The organism is Acinetobacter sp. YH12116 (assembly GCF_013418895.1).
In the GTDB taxonomy this organism is placed as follows: domain Bacteria; phylum Pseudomonadota; class Gammaproteobacteria; order Pseudomonadales; family Moraxellaceae; genus Acinetobacter; species Acinetobacter indicus.
The window spans coordinates 1-16,512 of the sequence record NZ_VPBE01000041.1 but is presented as its reverse complement, the minus strand read 5'-3'; the positions used below and the strand labels follow the sequence as shown (position 1 = coordinate 16,512).

The following is a 16,512-nucleotide window of genomic DNA, read 5'->3' as shown; positions in this document are numbered from 1 at the left end:
AGTCGAGCAGTTTGGGGTTCCATTTATGCTGCCCCTCCTGATAGGCATCCCGTTCAATCATGATCGTTTTAGCGTTATCAAACAGGATTTCCTGAGGTACTCCTGCAAAGAACTGAAATGCATTTTCCAGACCATCGATCCATGCATCCGTACGTTCATGATCATAAAATTTCACGAAAGTCGCTCTGGAATACCCTAATGTTGCGACAAAGGCTTTTAAAGTCGAGTTGTTGCGTCGAATCGTGGTGAAATCTACCTGCATTTGTTGGCCAGGTTGGGTTTCAAAACGAATGATCGGTTCCGGTTTGGCAACTGGTTTTAATGTTGCAAGATATTCCCTCAAGATCCTGATCTTTCCTGTATATCCCAACCTTAAAATTTCCTGGTAGAGCACAACAGCAGGAATCCATTCAGGATGAGCTGCGTTTACACGTTTGAGTAAATAGGGTTTATATGGATCAAGAATACTTGTTCTAGGTTGTGTACGCCGATACTGAGGTGTTTCCTTCTGCCGTAAATATTTACGCACGGTATTTCTGGACACCCCCAGTTCACGACTAATGGCTTTAATAGATTTACCCTGTTGATGAAGTATTTGGATTGTCACTGCTTGCTCCAAAGTTAACATGTTGAGCAGTCCAAAATGACCGCTATATTAACCAAGGGGGTCAGTTTTTAAATGCCATTAGGGGGTCATTTTTACACTGCCGCTAACACAACTTCTTTCGTCATTTTATAATCCTAAACTATCAAATCTATACCTGTACAAGTTCTGACTTGTTCAATTGTTATATCTTTGGCAAGTTCAATAACTTTTATACCTTTATCAGTAATATCAAACACACCCATATCACTAATAATACGATTGACAACAGCTTTACCTGTTAAGGGTAAAGAGCATTGTTTTAGGATTTTGGGGCTGCCATCTTTTGCACAATGTTCCATTAGAACAACGACTTTTTTAACACCTGCGACTAAATCCATTGCACCGCCCATCCCTTTGACTTTTTTTCCAGGGATCATCCAATTAGCGAGATCACCTTGTTCTGAGACTTCCATTGCACCAAGAATAGCAATATTGATGTGCCCTCCACGGATCATGGCAAAGGATTCACTACTTGAAAAGAAACTAGCTCCTTTACGAGCCGTTACAGTCTGCTTTCCAGCATTGATAAGATCCGCATCAATAGTTTCGGCTGTAGGGAATTCGTCAATACCAAGTAATCCATTTTCAGATTGTAGCCAAACATTAATGTTTTCAGGAATGTAATTTGCTACTAGGGTCGGCAATCCAATACCAAGATTGACATAAAACCCATCTTCAAGTTCTTGAGCTGCACGTTGAGCCATTTCATTACGTGTCCAAGCCATAATTTATATTCCTGCCTTTAACGTTTTTTTTTCTATCCGTTTTTCTGGTGTAGGATTAAGTACAATTCTATCTACATAGATACCAGGAAGGTGGATTTCATCTGGATCGAATGTGCCTATGTCTACAAGTTGTTCGACTTCTGCAATTGTAATTTTACCTGCCATAGCGCATTCAGGATTAAAATTTCTAGCAGTCTTACGAAAAACAAGATTGCCAGCTTTATCTGCTTTATAAGCTTTAATAAGAGATATATCTGCTTTCAATGATTTTTCTAAGATAAAAGTTTTTCCATCGAAAACACGAGTTTCTTTGCCCTCAGCGATCAAAGTACCTACACCTGTCTGTGTAAAAAAGGCTGGAATACCTGCACCTCCAGCACGTAGCTTTTCAGCTAATGTTCCTTGAGGGGTAAGTTCAACTTCTAATTCGTTATTTAAGAACTGGCGTTCAAATTCTTTATTTTCACCAACATAAGACGAGATCATCTTCTTTATTTGTTTTGTATGAAGAAGTTTTCCTAAGCCAAAATCATCAACACCGGCATTATTGGAAATACATGTTAAACCTTTTACATTTGTGTTTTTTAAGCCCTCAATTAGAGCTTCAGGGATACCGCATAAACCAAACCCACCTACAGCAATAGTTTGATTGTCATTAATAACTTCTTGTAATGCTTCTAAAGCACTTGAAAAAACTTTATTTGGCATATTATTTTGCTCAACATACTAATAAGTAAATGAGGATCCAATTATTTCAATCAGATCCTCTTTGAAAAATTAGACTAGGCTTTTAAGGGTTGGCGTAATTGATCCAAGGTAGAATGCATCAAGTTACGATGTTCTAATTTGGATTCATTATGGATTTCAAGTTCACCTAACTTGGTAGATGTTTCAACAACAAGTTTAGCTCTTTCAAAGTGTCTATTCTGATAATTGGTCAATGCGTTTTCTAAACTTTGATCTTTAGATAGCTCTTCTGCAAGAATAATTGCTCCTTCGACTGCAATACCTGCTCCTGAGGCAAGATGAGGGGTGGTAGCATGTATAGCATCACCAATTAAAACTATTCTTCCTTTATGCCAGCTATCTTCCATTAAATGAACAGATAAAGGTCGATATACAATGTCATCTTTAGTAATTCGACCATCTGCGATTTGATCCTTAATATTAGCAATTACTCCCTTGAATTCACTTAATAAATTAGAAAGTAGATTTGGCCACAAATCTTGTTCAATGAATTCATCTTTTTCAATATGATCAAGAAAATATAGATAACTATGAGTAGAACTAATCGGATTCAAACCAGCTTTTAATTCTTTGCCCAGAAAAATTGAACAATTATCTAATAAACGAGGTACTACAACACGCCACGAACCTTGATGAGTAAAGGTAGACCCTTTGAATTCAGGGAAAGCTATACTTCTTACACGAGATCTAATTCCATCAGCTCCAACTAATAGATCATAACTTTCATGCTTACCACTTTGGAAAGTAAGATTAACTTTACTGTCATTTTGACTAATTTCCACTGCAGTATCATTTAATATTATATTGACTCCTAAAGTCTCTAGCTTTTCCTTTAGGATCTCTGCTAACTTCGTCCTCATAATACCCATACCAGCAGGTAGGTCTTCTGCCCCAATAGCTGGAAGTAAAGTTGACTGGCCAACAAGTTCACCTTCAGAAGTGTATAAATCAACTATATTTAGAACACCTCCTTCTTTGCAAACTTCATCAATAATACCAATCTCTTTAAAAGCCCTTAAGGTAGCTGCACTCAGTGTAATTCCAGCGCCTATAGGTGTAAGCGTCGAATTTATTTCAATAAGATCGATTTCATAATTTTGTTTCTTTAATTGAATTGCAGCACACATACCACCTATGCCACCACCGATAATTGCAATTTTAGATATCCCTTTCATAATCGCCTCAACTTAATTTATTTTTCCGTGTAATTGTTCAGCAAACCAATCAGCGATGGTTGCTCCTGCATTTAATGGATTGTCTAGTGAACTATGCTCAATACCACCTTCTTTTTTCGTAAAAATGACTAGGTCTTTTTTAGGGCTATTAGTTAATTGCTCAAAAGTTTCATATGCATATTTAAGAGGAATCTGACGATCATTTTCACCATGTGTTACAAGAAATGGCACTTTGATTTTTTCTACGACTCCATTTAAATGCATGTTTTCTGCTTTTTTAAAGAAATCATCAAGATCGGTAGCGCCGAACACCCACTCCACATGTTTCCAGTAATGAGGTACAGGGTTTTCTCCCTCACGTTTTAAACGGGCTTGCTGAACAGCACGCCAATCATGATTTGCTCCCCAAACAGCGCCACAAGCAAATCGAGGTTCGTATGCAACTACTCGGGGAGCGTAATATCCACCTAAAGAAACACCTAGAGCGCCAATTCGATTTGTATCAACTTCTTCTTGTTTAAATAACCAATCAATAACTTTTGAGCCCCAAACTTCTGCATTATAAACAGCTGGCAAATTTTGCAGACGAATGGCTTCACCTGTTCCTGGTTGATCTACAAATAAAATACTTAAACCACGTTTTAGGAGCATGTCTGTAATCGGAGAGGTATACAGAATTTCTTTACTAGAATCGAGACCATTCATCATCACGACTACTGGTAGCTTTTCACCGTTTTCTGAAGTATTTTTTACATATAAAGCTGAGAGATGAGAATCTTCATAAGGAATCTCAACACGAATGCAATTTGATCTTTTATATTGACGTGAGAACTCAAAACATTCTAAAGATTTAGCATAAATTTCAACACGCTCTTTATTTCCATGTTCTTGCATTCGTTCAGCTATGGAATAATATAAGCCTGCTCTCTGATATTTATCACCTGCTGAAAAATTTCTGTTCTTTGTCAGATCTAATTCAGCCAATTCTACCAAGTTGTCAGCATATTTTTTCCAAGCATGCATGAATTCAACTGTACCAATGTCGTCACCATTTTTGGATGCATCCAATATAGGTTTGCAAATTTCATCAATTTCACCCATATGACCACCATGACTAATCGCAATCATAGTAGTTAGGCTCCAAACATAGTTTGTTGGAAAATACTGGAACATAGTGAACCTCTTAATTAAAGTAAATTTGATAGAAATTAATTTGTGTTTTCAGATCACAAATTTTTATTCATAAACTCGTCTTATCAATGCGGATATAGAATGGTCATTAAAGAAACCTTTACTTTCCGAATAAGAACTTATAAGGGGGGGAAACGAGCCAAAATTGGCTTGAATATATGGATCAATGTCGTAACTAATTAATGAAATTTTATCTTCATTGAAGTAATTGCTAATTTCTTCAATAATTTCTGAAACAGTTAAATAGAGAACAGGAAGTTGTATAACTCTTCGCGCATTTAATGCTGTAAAATCATTAAAAGCGGCAAAAATAAAGTTTTCAGCAGCACAGTCTGCTGATAACCACCAAGCGGTAGCTTCTTTTGAAACTGGTAAAATAATATGCTCATTGTTTTTAAGCGACCAAAAAATCTCGCTCATAAAAGAAGAAGCAAAACCACTAGCTTTTTCCGGTCTTGCTACAAGCCCTGGTACTCGGAGTGATAAGCCATTAATTATATTGCGTCGTGAAGCATCAGCAATTAAAAGCTCTACGATGGACTTATGGGTTGCATATAAAGTTTGAGGGTTTATCAAATCATATTCAGTAATAACATCTTGAGTATCATTTCCATAAACTGCTATTGAGCTAGCAAAGATAAATTTAGGAGGAACTTTTTGTTTTTCTAATAAATTTAGTATTCTCTGTACACTTAAGAAATTAATATTTTGAGCAACATAAGGTTGCTTTTCAGCGGCAGCACCAGGAATGCTCGCTAAATGGAAAACTACATCTACGTCAGATTTAAATATTTCGTTTAAGAATACAGGTGAGGTTAAATCACCTTCAAAATATTGAAGTTTATGAGAATTCTTCTTCTCATAAAATTTTTGATCAACTAAGCTAATTTTACTAACTTCTGGACGCTTTAGTAATTTATCAATAAGGCGTGAACCTAGAAAACCTTGTGCACCAGTAACGATAATATGTGTCATTCCACAACCCTGAGTAAATAATAACCATACTGTTGTAATGTCAACATTATGGTTAAAAAAAATCCTTTTATTTAGGTTAGATCCTAACTGTTGTAATGTCAACAATTACTTAAATAATTATCCATCATAAAAACAAAGTATTAGAAAACTCATTCATTATTTTTATCAAAAATTGTAATTCTAAATCATCATTTCTAAATCGATGCCATTGGATACTTTGGTGCATTAAGGGGAAATCAAAAGGTAGAGAAAATAAATATAAATCAGATCTTTGAAGATATTTCTCTCCTAAACGTTTGTGTACAATAGCAATATATTCTGAATCCGAAATTAATTCTGGTATCGATGAAAAACTAAAAGTAGTTAAAGCAACTTTTCTTTTTAATTTCATTTTCTTTATAGCAATCGATTCAACAGAATCTAAGTTTTGTGGTGGCTTCATAACAATATGCTTTTCACCTTCCAAATCTTGCAAAGTCAAAGCTTTTTTCTTTTTTAATCGCGGATGATTTTTAGATGCAATACAAACAAACTCTTCAGTATATAAGTTCTCATGAGGGTGTTTTTCTGTCAAATATTGAGAAGGTATGATTAGCAAATCGGCTTCATCACTTTCCAAGGTCTTTACTGGATCAATAGATTGTGGTTTAAAATCAAAATTAATTTTATAACCTCGGTCTTTTATAAACTGCAGGAAAACAGGTATAAAAGTCACTAAAGTATAATCAGAGAGACATAAGGTAAATGACATCTCCAGAGTATAGGGATCAAATTCTGGTGGTTGAATAATTTGATGATCTATAGACATTAAAATTAATTTTACAGGCTCCACCATTTTTTTTGCTCTTGGCGTTAGCTCCATTTGTTTACCAACCTGAATTAATAACTCGTCATTAAAATAATTCCTCAGTCTAGCTAATGCGCTACTAGCAGTCGATTGAGTTATAAACATTTTTTCTGCAGCTTTACTAACATTCTTTTCTTCTAAAAAAAGATTTAAAGCTACTAGAAGGTTTAAATCTAGATTCTTGTATCTCATTCCATTTTCCAATTATGTATTGATTCCATCAATACAATCTATTGTTTTAAATCATTTGTGTAAATACAAGATAGAAATTTATGATTCATTCTATGAATATAATTTATACAAGGAATTGAATGATGAAAATCATTGGCCCAGATGCTTTAGTTTTCGGTGTTCCAAATTTTCTTGAGTGTTGCACATTTTTGAAAGACTATGGTTTAAAGGAAACTCTTTTAGATGAAACTCAAGCTATTTATTCTGCATTAGATGGGACTTCAGTTCATCTTTTTCATGAGGATTCTTCTCTTCTTCCATCCGCATTAAAATCAGGTAGCTTCTTAAGAAAACAGGTTTATGGTGTACAAGAAGCTTATGACCTAGAACTTATTGAAGCAGAGATATCTAAAGACCGTGTAGTTAAAAAGAATATTGATGGTTCTATTGAATTTAATGATGATTCAGGGTTTGCTCTTAAATTTCAAATTACTCAGAGAGTGACCCTAAATTTACCACATGAAAAAGTAAATTCACCCGGTGCTACTCCCCAAAGGAAACCTAATGAATTAGGTTTAAATAAAGTCATTAATGTAGCTCCTAGAACATTAAGTCATATAGTCCTTTTTGTACCTAATGGTGAACAGGCCTCTAAATTTTATTGCAATCGCCTAGGATTCAGAACTACAGATATTTTAGAGGGTGTAGGTCCCTTTTTACGTCCATCAGCAAATGATGACCATCATAGTCTATTTCTGATCCAGGCTCCTGAGCATATGCAAGGTATCGAACATTTTGCTTTCCACTTGGCTGGGCCAACAGAAGTGATGTTGGCTGGTACAAGATTCTTAGAAGCTGGTTATACACCTTTTTGGGGGCCAGGTAGACATAACTTTGGCTCAAATTGGTTTTGGTATTTCAATAGTCCTTTAGGTTGCCATATCGAATACGACGCTGACATGGATAAACATGATGACTCATGGATGCCAAGAAGTGTGCCTTTTAGTGCTGAAGCATCTCAAAGATTCTTATTCAAATATGCTGAAAAGTGGGCTCCTGGAGCAGATCACTAATACTTAGTTATGAAAGTAAAAAGTGAATTTTTATGCGATCTAAATGAATTAGAACCTTTATACACAAGAGCGTTTTACTCAACTTTATATCAAAAAAAAGTCATAGTTCTTTTGTATGAAAAACAAATTTACGCATGGCTTGATGCATGTCCTCATTATGCCCAAGCCACACCTATGTCTTGGAAAAATGATCAGTACTTAAGTGAAGATCATAAGTTTATTAAATGTTTTGCTCATGGCGCTTTATTCAATTTTCAAACAGGTGATTGTGTACAAGGTCCGTGTATGGGCAAAAAGTTAACTTCAGTAAACATAGCAATAGTTAATAACCAATTATATTGTTTAAGGAATATTTAGATGGAATTTAAATTAATAAAACGAGTTATCACTGGTCATAACCCTGAAGGAAAAGCTATTGTTCTCGATAATAGTGTTCTTAAAAACGTCCATAATCTTAAAAGTGCACCGGGAACAGTATTCCATGAGGTATGGAATACAGAAGCTAGTGTCTCAATCTCAGCAAATACTGATGATGTTACAACCGGAGCATTGATACTACCGCCTCCTACGGGAGGTACTCGCTTTCGATTTGTAGATATTCCACCAGATCATGAATATCTACATAAATTATCCCCAGACGATCTAAAAGCTACATTTAAAGAAATTGGTGATGATAAAGCAGGAACTTCATCAGCTGAATCAAAACATCCATTAATGCATAGAACAGAAACGATTGATTATGGAATCGTTATTAGTGGAACTATCACATTGATTCTGGATGATGAAGAAGTAGAAGTTGGCGAAAATAGTGTAATTATTCAAAGAGGTACTAATCATGCTTGGTCTAACCGTACAGACCATGTTTGTCGTATCGCCTTTATTTTAATTGATGCTAATTATGATACACAGTTATCGCACCAATTTTCTGGTTAAAAAAATGGACTTATTTAACCTTAAAAATAAAGTCGTCCTTATTACAGGTGCTTTAGGTGGAATAGGTGAAACTACTGTAGATTTATTCATCGAATATAACGCTACAGTTATTCTTACTGATATCAACCAGGAAAAATTAAAAGAAAGAAAACAACTCTTTCAAAACAAAGGGAAATTGGTTGATATTTTCCCTGCAGATATTTCCAATGAAGAAGATATCAAAGACCTCACTGAATATATCATTAATACCTATTCTAGAATCGACTCTCTAGTATTTTGTTCTGGTATTGAGGGATTGTGCTCAAGCCATACTGATTTAGATTTTAATAATCTAAAGAAAATATTAGATATAAATCTTCTCTCGGCAATAAAACTAACTAATTTATTAATTCCAATAATGGAAAAAAATAAACCAGTTGGCGGAAGCCTAATTTTTATTTCAAGTATTGCCTCAATTAGAGGAAATAAGTCTTTAGGTATTTATGGAATATCTAAAGCTGGACTAAATCAACTAGTCAGAAATATTGCAGTTGAATTTGGATCACTGAATATTAGAGCAAACGCGATCTTACCAGGACTAATTAATACGCCTTTGGCAAGAGAGTTATTGGACAAACCAGACTTTATAGAAAAGCGCTTACTTGCTACTCCCTTACGTCGTGTTGGACAACCTTATGAAATAGCGAGCATCGCCCTCTTATTAGCGAGTAATGGTGGTGCTTTTATTACTGGACAAAACATAGTTGTAGATGGTGGTACAACAATTTCGGATGGAAATTAATTATGAAATTTGCAACCTATGATAATGGTACAACCTACGGTGAACTCTACCTTGTTTCAAAAGATGGAAAACGAGTACTTTCTGTACAACATATTGTTCCAAACTTATTTGAAGCAGTAAAAAACTGGTCTACCGTATATCTTGACCTAGCTGAGTACTATAGAAAAATAAATGAGGGTTCAGTTACTACTTCTGAAATCGAATTAAGTCGCTGTATAGCCCCACTGCCTCAAACAACTCAATTTTGCGATGCATCAGCTTTTAAAAACCATGGGCATTTAATGGCTCAAGCTTTCAATATTGAAGAACATATTGATGCAGATAATTGCCCATTAATGTATCAAGGTGCTTCTGATGACTTTATTGGACCATTCTGTGATGTCGCTTTTTTAAATAAAGAAGATGGTATCGACTTCGAAGGTGAATTTGCTGTTGTGACTACAGAAGTTCCTATGGGTGTATCGGCACATAAAGCAGCTGATTTTATAGTGTTAATCCTTCAGTTGAATGATTGGAGTTTAAGAGAACTAGGTCCCAGAGAAATGAAAACAGGTTTTGGTTTTATCAATGCTAAACCTAGTTCATCTTTTGCTCCTTTTGCGATTACCCCTGATGAGTTAGGTGAATATTGGAAAGATGGTCGAGTTCACCTTGAGTTATTTATCCAACTTAATAAAAGAAATTTTGGTCACGCCAATGGTCGAGAAATGGATTTTAGTTTTGGAGAGCTAATCGCTCATGCCGCTAGAACACGCAAATTAACTGCTGGAACGATTATTGGATCAGGAACTGTTTCTAATAAAGATGAAACGGTAGGTTCGAGTTGTCTTACTGAACAACGGATACGTGAAATTCTAAAAATTGGAAAAATACAAACACCTTATCTCAATTTTGGTGATGAAGTATTTATGGAAGCTAGAAGTCCAGATGGAAAAGTTAAACCATTTGGGTTTATTCAACAAAAAGTTATTAAAGCGATTTAGTAGCTTAATGCACAAGTGCTTTAGGAAAATTTGTGCTTTTTTTTTAGAAAGGGATTGAAAAAATGTTCGAAAAAAACTATTTAAAATATTTATTAGCTGCATCTGCAATGTTACCTGCGATAAGTCAAGCAGCTGAGCATGGCAACTCTACCTACGCACCTGGCTCTGCTCAATATTTTATCGCTGACTTTCCCCCTCAGCCAGGAAATTATTTACAACTTTTATCTTTCTACTCGGAATCTAAACAGTTGAATGATCATAAAGGGGATGAAATTAAAGGTACAGATTTAGATTTATCTGTATTTGCGCAAACCTTACGCTTTATCACTGTATGGGATTCACATTTGTTTGGAGCAGATGTTGTTTCATCAGAACTAATTGGAACATTTGTTAATGTCGATAATAGCTTCAATACTCCTTATGGGCGATTATCAGACAAAGATAATGGACTAGCTGATGTAATTTTTGGCCCCTTAATTTTCCAATGGAATCTAGGAGAAAAGAAAAATTGGCAAACTGTAGCAGCTTTAAATTTTGCACTTCCGATTGGTTCTTACTCTAATGGCGCAACTTTGAATGTTTCAAATAACCGTTTTGCAATCCAACCTGTTTTTGGCCTTCGATATAAAAATGAAAATGGATTAGATATAGGAGTTTCACCTCGTGTTTCTTTTAACTGGGAAAATGAAGACACAAATTATAAAACAGGTACGGAATTTTTCTTAGATTACATGGCTGGTTATAAAGTAGGACAATGGGAACCTGCAATAGTGGGTTATTATTCAACACAATTTGAAAATGACAAACAGAATGATGTTGAGATTGCCAACTCTAAAACTGAAGGTTTTGCAATTGGTCCTGCTATCCAATACCAGTTTAAAAATGGAGCATTAATTAGTGCTAGCTGGCAAAAAGATATTGTTGCAAAAAATAAATCAAAAGGTGATGGTTTTTATTTGTCTGCAGCAATTAAATATTAAACTGATTCAAGACTAAGAGAGCATTTTTAAAATGGCTGCTCTCTTAAATATTTTATAGCTAATTTATGTTGTTTAATTATCAAAAGAGAAATGCATATGATTTATCAACTTCGAATATATACCTTAAAAAGTAAAGAAGCTGCTCAAGAGTATCTTGAAATTTGGAAAAGCCACTATTCAAAGAATTTTTACCACATTTTTTTGAGTTTATTAAATCACTCAAAAAACTCTAAATCTTCGAAATATTTAGTTTAATTTTTTGCATTTCAGTTGATCTTATATGAAAAAATCTTTTTTCAAGGAAATACCAAAGATACATGCTAAACATCTTTCTTGGCTTATGCCTCTATTTTTATCTGCTCTAATGAGTGGATCACTTTCTTGTTTTAATCTTATTATAAATAAAGGATTAGTAGAAGGGTTTATTCTCAAATGGTTCTCATCTTGGATGCTATCTTGGGGCGTAGCTTACCCACTAATTTTAATCTTCATTCCATTTGTAAGAAGATTTTTAATGCTGATCGTTAAGGATCCTAAAGAATCGAAAAAGTAATATTCATATACATTTTGATACTTATAGGAAAGGGTATCCTCCTTAAATAACCGAAGTTAAAAGTATAGGTTAAGCAGCCATTAGAGGTGGATTTTCTTTGTTAGCTTGATGTGGTCGTTCATAATTGTAATGCCACAGCCAACGGCACTGTTGTAAATAGGCTGACATGATAAGTTAAATATCTTATTTATTTCGAGATACAGCAGATGAGTCCCTTCCAGGGTCGGCACTTTCAAGGTGAAATCATCCTTTGGGCTGTTCTTTGGTATTGTAAATATGGCATCAGCTATCGTGAACTTCAAGAAATGCTCGCTGAACGAGGCGTAAATGTGGATCACAGTACAATTTATCATTTGGTTCAGCGTTATGCTCCAGGAATGGAAAAATGGTTACGCTGGTATTGGCGTAATCCTACAGATTTACATTCATGGCATATGGATGAGACTTATATCAAAGTGAAGGGGCGATGAACTTACCTGTATCGTGCAGTTGATCAACGTGGTCATACGATTGACTTTTACCTTTCCGCTAGAAGGAACAGTAAATCAGCCTATAGTTTTCTAGGAAAGATCTTCAATACGGTGAAAAAATGGCAAATTCCACGGGTCATCAATACAGATAAAGCAGCGACCTATGGCCATGCTTTATCACGATTAAAGCGAGAAGGAAAATGTCCAGTAGATATTGAGCACAGGCAGATTAAGTAGGCTTTGTTGCACAAAGATTTGAAATGCAAAGCGCCCCTAATTGAGCCAAATTTAAGGCGTAACTTGGGTAAGTGGTCGACCTAATTCCGTAAATCTGTTGAGGACTGCTACACGTGCATGAATTTCATTCACCTGACTAGGAAAGCTTCTTGCCATTAATTTATCGCCTAATAATTTGATGCAATGCATCTTGGTTTCCACCAAACTGCGGCGATGATAGCCTGACCATTTTTTCCATAATGTCCTGCCTAAACGTTTAACTGTTCGAAGTAATTCATTTCGCTCTAGCGAGCTACTCTTTGTATCTTTCCATGGTTTCGCATTTTTTCTAGGTGGAATCACCGCATGTGCTTGCCGATCTGCAATGACCTGACGGCATTGCTTGGTGTCATAAGCTCCATCGGTATAAACAGAGTCAATCTGCTCATCTTGTGGAATCTGATTAAGTAAATCACCAAGCACCTGTGAATCACTGACATTATTGGTTGTGAGCTGAATAGCGCGTATTTGTAGGGTTTTGGCATCTATACCAATATGTAGTTTACGCCATTGGCGACGATATTCAGCTCCATGTTTCTTGCGTTTCCATTCGCCCTCACCTAGAAACTTCATGCCTGTAGAGTCTACGAGTAGATGCAGCCCATCGCTACTTTTTTGGTAGCTGATTGCAATATCAATATGCTTTTGTCTTCTACAAAGCGTACTGTACGAATATCACTGATATTCGGGGCTGCTCAGCCGCAAAGTTTAATCAGACTTTGCACAAAGCCAGTGACCATACGTAAAGATAGACGGAATAAGGATTTAATCATTAAGCAGCATTGGATAGCTGCGTCGGAGTAGGTTTGATTTCGCCCTTGTTTGCCTTTTGATGGAGCATACCATTGCGTAGCAGGATCAAACCAAATGGCAATATTTCCGCGACTCATGAGTGCTCGGTTATATGCGGGCCAATTGGTTGTGCGGTAGATTTTGTGTGTAGGCTTCTTCATTTGAAAATTATATCGCTGAAAAAGCCTTTACAGATAGGTTTGTGCAACAAAGCCGTTTAACTACAATTATTTTTAGGGACATATTTCATATAAAAATCATAGACTAAAGAAAAACTTCTTTTGACGAGAACTGAGACGTTCCATATCCAAACCTAGAGATGTTAAAAGTTTTGAAAAGATCATTATTTTCTTATTATTAATCTCTTCCTGAAGTTCACTAATATTACAAGCATCTGAAAATGCCGAACTATATCCATTTGTTATATATTTTATATCCTGAATTACATCAGAAAAATCTTTTTTATTTTTAAGGTTTTTATTTAAAGAATCATATACATCTAATTTATTATTAATTGTTTTAAAAATTGAATTAGGTATATAAGCTTTAAATCTATTGCCGCTAGATCTGAATTCCAAACCTAAAAAATCAATAGACTGATTTTTAACAATTTTAGTTTTTAGTTGGTCTTCTAGAGGAGGGATTGCAAGATCAATTTTTTTTAATTCCTCAGTTACTAAATTTAAATATTTTAGAGCTTCTAGGCGAGATGAGCAAAATATAACTAAATCATCTGCATATCTTACATAAGGAATATTTTTTTGATTCATAAAAGTATCAAATTCATAGAGATATAAGGATGCAAGGAATGATGACATTGGCATACCTTGTCTAATGCCTTTTCCTCTTTTAGATTTTAAAAAATCTATTTCTTTAGCACCGATTGATTCAGTTTCTTTAAGTCTGGTATCAACTTTTATAATTTTTTCTAAGAGAAAATTTATTTCAGGTATATCTAGTTTTTCTTCAATATTTTTTTTGATTAACTGACGATTTAAATTATCGAAGAATGCTGAGATGTCAGTTTTGAGAACATACGAGTATTTATTTCTTAATTTTAAAGCTTGTATTCGTGCAGATATTGCACCAGCTTCACTAATTTTAGATGAAAAGTCATAATTAGTAGCTAAGATATATTTATTTTCATGTTTTTCTTTTATATATTTTAAAATAAGTTTTTGAATTATGCGATCTTGTATTGATGGAACGCATATTAATCTTAACGAACCATCTGGTTTTTCCATTAAAATAGGATGTAAAGATTGAGGAGAATAATTTTTTTTAGATAAATTATCTAAAAGTTCAACTAAGATTTTTTCTTTGTTTAAATTGAATTCATTAAATGATAAATATTCTGGATAGTATTTAGTGTTTAATAAATAAGGACGTTGTTTATTGAATAACTTAAAAAAAAATTTAATAAAGTTTTCTTTAACGTAATCATAAAATGTCATTTACTCTTTCTCTGTATGTTTACAAGGCTACCCATACAGGTACGAAGTGATTCTACGCATCTCACCATCACCGCTGTTCACTAATTTTTCGATGAACGTATAGCATCCTGTCAAGGACTCTGCTGAAATATGTGTGATGTGCTGTACTCGGGTCGCATCATTGAAGTTTTTGCCGTGTTTTGGCAGCGCTTCAGACTGAAAAATCAACCCATAGTCAATGTGATTAATAGCTATATATTTATAGCATTTTATATAATCATACATCAAGCATAATATTGTAACAAAACAAGACAGTAGTGTTCCCATGGTAAAAGGGCTAATGAATAACACAATTATCATGGTTAATATCATTACTGCCGTAAATATGCTCTGGAATAAAACCATGCTACGTTGATTCTGTTGTGCCTTCATTATTGCAACCTCCGAATTATTGTTGGATTCCTCTCTAAAAATGGTAGCAAGAGGAACGAGGATTCTACGCATCTCACCATCACCGCTGTTCACTAATAACTCGATGAACGTATAGCATCCTGTCAAGGACTCTGCTGAAATATGTGTGATGTGCTGTACTCGGGTCGCATCATTGAAGTTTTTGCCGTGTTTTGGCAGCGCTTCAGAATCAACGCCATCAATATAAGCTAAATTTAATCATAGGCATAGTTTTAATTATTGTGAGTTATAACTTTAGGAATTTCTTTTAAGTTATTTCTATATTTTATGAAAAATAGTTTCTATTTAAGCTGTCCTAAAATTAACCCAATGCAGCCTATATAAAATACATTTTATTTATATTTTAAAAATCAGCAACATAATACTTTGTAAAATCCCATTCAATTTCTAATAGGATTTTTTATTGATTTATCACGTTCTAAGGCTTTCATAATCTCAACTAAATATAGTCGCCAATTCAAATTGAGTTACTCACCTGCTTTTAAATACCGATATACCGCCTGGCGACTAATTCCAAATGCTTGGCCTAATGCCATTTTTGAAGGGTACTTCCCTTCCTTCCATGCTTGTCGTAAAGCTTCGGCCTGATCAGGTTTCAATTTGTGTACCCGGCCTTTATACTTCCCTTGAGCAGAGGCGAGTTTAATTCCTTCCTTTTGTCGCTCCAGAATAATCTCACGTTCAAACTGTGCAAAAGCCCCCATCAGTTGCAGCATCAAATTATCCATCGGGGTGGATTGGGCCGTAAAAGTAATATTTTCTTTTACAAACTGGATGGCGATCCCTCCTTTAACCAGTTTATCTACTTCGGTAACCAAATCTTTTAGGCTTCGTGCAAAACGATCCATGGAATGTACAACAACCCTGTCCCCTTCCCGGAGATAGTTCAACATTTCCTGAAATTTCGGCCGGTCGGTATTTTTACCCGAAGCTCGGTCAACAAAAATCCGGTCGACTTCAATTCCCTCAAGTTGACGTCCAGTATTTTGCTCGACTGAACTCACCCGGACATAGCCTACTTTTTGACCTTTCACTCTTTCATGCCCCAATTGGATAAAAATAAATAATTTCGTAAATTATAGACCTTAAATATCAATGTTACATGTTACATATGATTAAAAATCATTTAAATGATACATATTTTTACGAACTTTTAAAGTGTTACTTTAGGGTATACTTTAAAGTTACACAAAACATCTATATGAAGACTAAAGTCCAAATTAGTGTTTATGTTGGTTCAATGTATTACATTTCGTATTTTCTATTTGTAACGTAATTTCAGTAATATTA

At 34.8% G+C, this 16,512-nt stretch carries 16 protein-coding genes and 2 pseudogenes; 8 read left to right on the top strand and 10 right to left on the bottom strand.

Annotated elements, in window-relative coordinates:
- The 7 genes from istA to FTU54_RS14155 all read right to left on the bottom strand — a co-directional run.
- A partial coding sequence (istA, locus tag FTU54_RS14185) for an IS21 family transposase (protein ID WP_180074867.1) occupies nt 1-628 on the bottom strand: 628 nt, incomplete at its 3' end.
- 113 nt (nt 629-741) lie between these two features.
- The gene (locus FTU54_RS14180; protein WP_180074866.1) at nt 742-1,371 is read right to left on the bottom strand and encodes a 3-oxoacid CoA-transferase subunit B; all 630 of its coding nucleotides are present in this window, start codon (nt 1,369-1,371) and stop codon (nt 742-744) included.
- Nucleotides 1,372-1,374: 3 nt separating this feature from the next.
- Entirely contained in the window at nt 1,375-2,079 is a 705-nt protein-coding gene (locus FTU54_RS14175; protein ID WP_180074865.1) for a CoA transferase subunit A, read from the bottom strand.
- A 74-nt stretch (nt 2,080-2,153) separates the two neighbouring features.
- Nucleotides 2,154-3,293 carry an FAD-dependent oxidoreductase gene (locus tag FTU54_RS14170; RefSeq protein WP_180074864.1) on the bottom strand — a complete coding sequence of 380 codons (1,140 nt, stop codon included), beginning with the start codon at nt 3,291-3,293 and terminating at the stop codon, nt 2,154-2,156.
- A 12-nt stretch (nt 3,294-3,305) separates the two neighbouring features.
- Entirely contained in the window at nt 3,306-4,421 is a 1,116-nt protein-coding gene (locus tag FTU54_RS14165; RefSeq protein ID WP_257223823.1) for a S9 family peptidase, read from the bottom strand.
- A gap of 108 nt (nt 4,422-4,529) precedes the next feature.
- Nucleotides 4,530-5,459: an NAD-dependent epimerase/dehydratase family protein gene (locus FTU54_RS14160; RefSeq protein WP_180074862.1), complete on the bottom strand. Its 930-nt coding sequence runs from the start codon at nt 5,457-5,459 to the stop codon at nt 4,530-4,532.
- Between the two features lie 124 nt (nt 5,460-5,583).
- Nucleotides 5,584-6,498 (bottom strand): LysR family transcriptional regulator, encoded by a 915-nt coding sequence (locus FTU54_RS14155; RefSeq protein WP_180074861.1) that lies wholly within the window; start codon nt 6,496-6,498, stop codon nt 5,584-5,586.
- A gap of 122 nt (nt 6,499-6,620) precedes the next feature.
- On the opposite strand from FTU54_RS14155, the gene FTU54_RS14150 reads away from it, so the two are divergent.
- The 8 genes and pseudogenes from FTU54_RS14150 to FTU54_RS14115 form a co-directional block, all read left to right on the top strand.
- The gene (locus tag FTU54_RS14150) at nt 6,621-7,550 is read left to right on the top strand and encodes a VOC family protein (RefSeq protein WP_180074860.1); all 930 of its coding nucleotides are present in this window, start codon (nt 6,621-6,623) and stop codon (nt 7,548-7,550) included.
- 9 nt (nt 7,551-7,559) lie between these two features.
- Nucleotides 7,560-7,907, top strand: coding sequence for a Rieske 2Fe-2S domain-containing protein (locus tag FTU54_RS15400; RefSeq protein ID WP_180074859.1), 348 nt, complete (start codon nt 7,560-7,562; stop codon nt 7,905-7,907).
- A complete protein-coding gene (locus FTU54_RS14140; protein ID WP_180074858.1) occupies nt 7,908-8,483 on the top strand; it encodes a cupin domain-containing protein in 576 nt (191 codons plus the stop codon). It abuts the gene before it with no gap.
- Nucleotides 8,484-8,487: 4 nt separating this feature from the next.
- Complete coding sequence (locus tag FTU54_RS14135) at nt 8,488-9,264, top strand: SDR family NAD(P)-dependent oxidoreductase (RefSeq protein WP_180074857.1); 777 nt, start codon at nt 8,488-8,490, stop codon at nt 9,262-9,264.
- A gap of 2 nt (nt 9,265-9,266) precedes the next feature.
- The gene (locus FTU54_RS14130) at nt 9,267-10,247 is read left to right on the top strand and encodes a fumarylacetoacetate hydrolase family protein (RefSeq protein ID WP_180074856.1); all 981 of its coding nucleotides are present in this window, start codon (nt 9,267-9,269) and stop codon (nt 10,245-10,247) included.
- Between the two features lie 62 nt (nt 10,248-10,309).
- Nucleotides 10,310-11,227: a transporter gene (locus tag FTU54_RS14125; protein WP_180074855.1), complete on the top strand. Its 918-nt coding sequence runs from the start codon at nt 10,310-10,312 to the stop codon at nt 11,225-11,227.
- A gap of 280 nt (nt 11,228-11,507) precedes the next feature.
- Nucleotides 11,508-11,780 (top strand): DUF2798 domain-containing protein, encoded by a 273-nt coding sequence (locus FTU54_RS14120; RefSeq protein ID WP_180074854.1) that lies wholly within the window; start codon nt 11,508-11,510, stop codon nt 11,778-11,780.
- A gap of 206 nt (nt 11,781-11,986) precedes the next feature.
- Nucleotides 11,987-12,484, top strand: a pseudogene (locus FTU54_RS14115) (IS6 family transposase); the annotation flags it as partial.
- A 54-nt stretch (nt 12,485-12,538) separates the two neighbouring features.
- Here the strand turns inward: FTU54_RS14115 and FTU54_RS14110 are convergent.
- From FTU54_RS14110 to FTU54_RS14100, 3 genes and pseudogenes are all read right to left on the bottom strand, one after another.
- Nucleotides 12,539-13,479, bottom strand: a pseudogene (locus tag FTU54_RS14110) (IS5 family transposase).
- Between the two features lie 96 nt (nt 13,480-13,575).
- Nucleotides 13,576-14,772, bottom strand: a complete 1,197-nt coding sequence (locus FTU54_RS14105) for a reverse transcriptase domain-containing protein (RefSeq protein WP_180074853.1) — start codon at nt 14,770-14,772, stop codon at nt 13,576-13,578.
- Nucleotides 14,773-15,689: 917 nt separating this feature from the next.
- Nucleotides 15,690-16,256, bottom strand: a complete 567-nt coding sequence (locus tag FTU54_RS14100; RefSeq protein WP_180074852.1) for a recombinase family protein — start codon at nt 16,254-16,256, stop codon at nt 15,690-15,692.
- Nucleotides 16,257-16,512 lie beyond the last annotated feature (256 nt).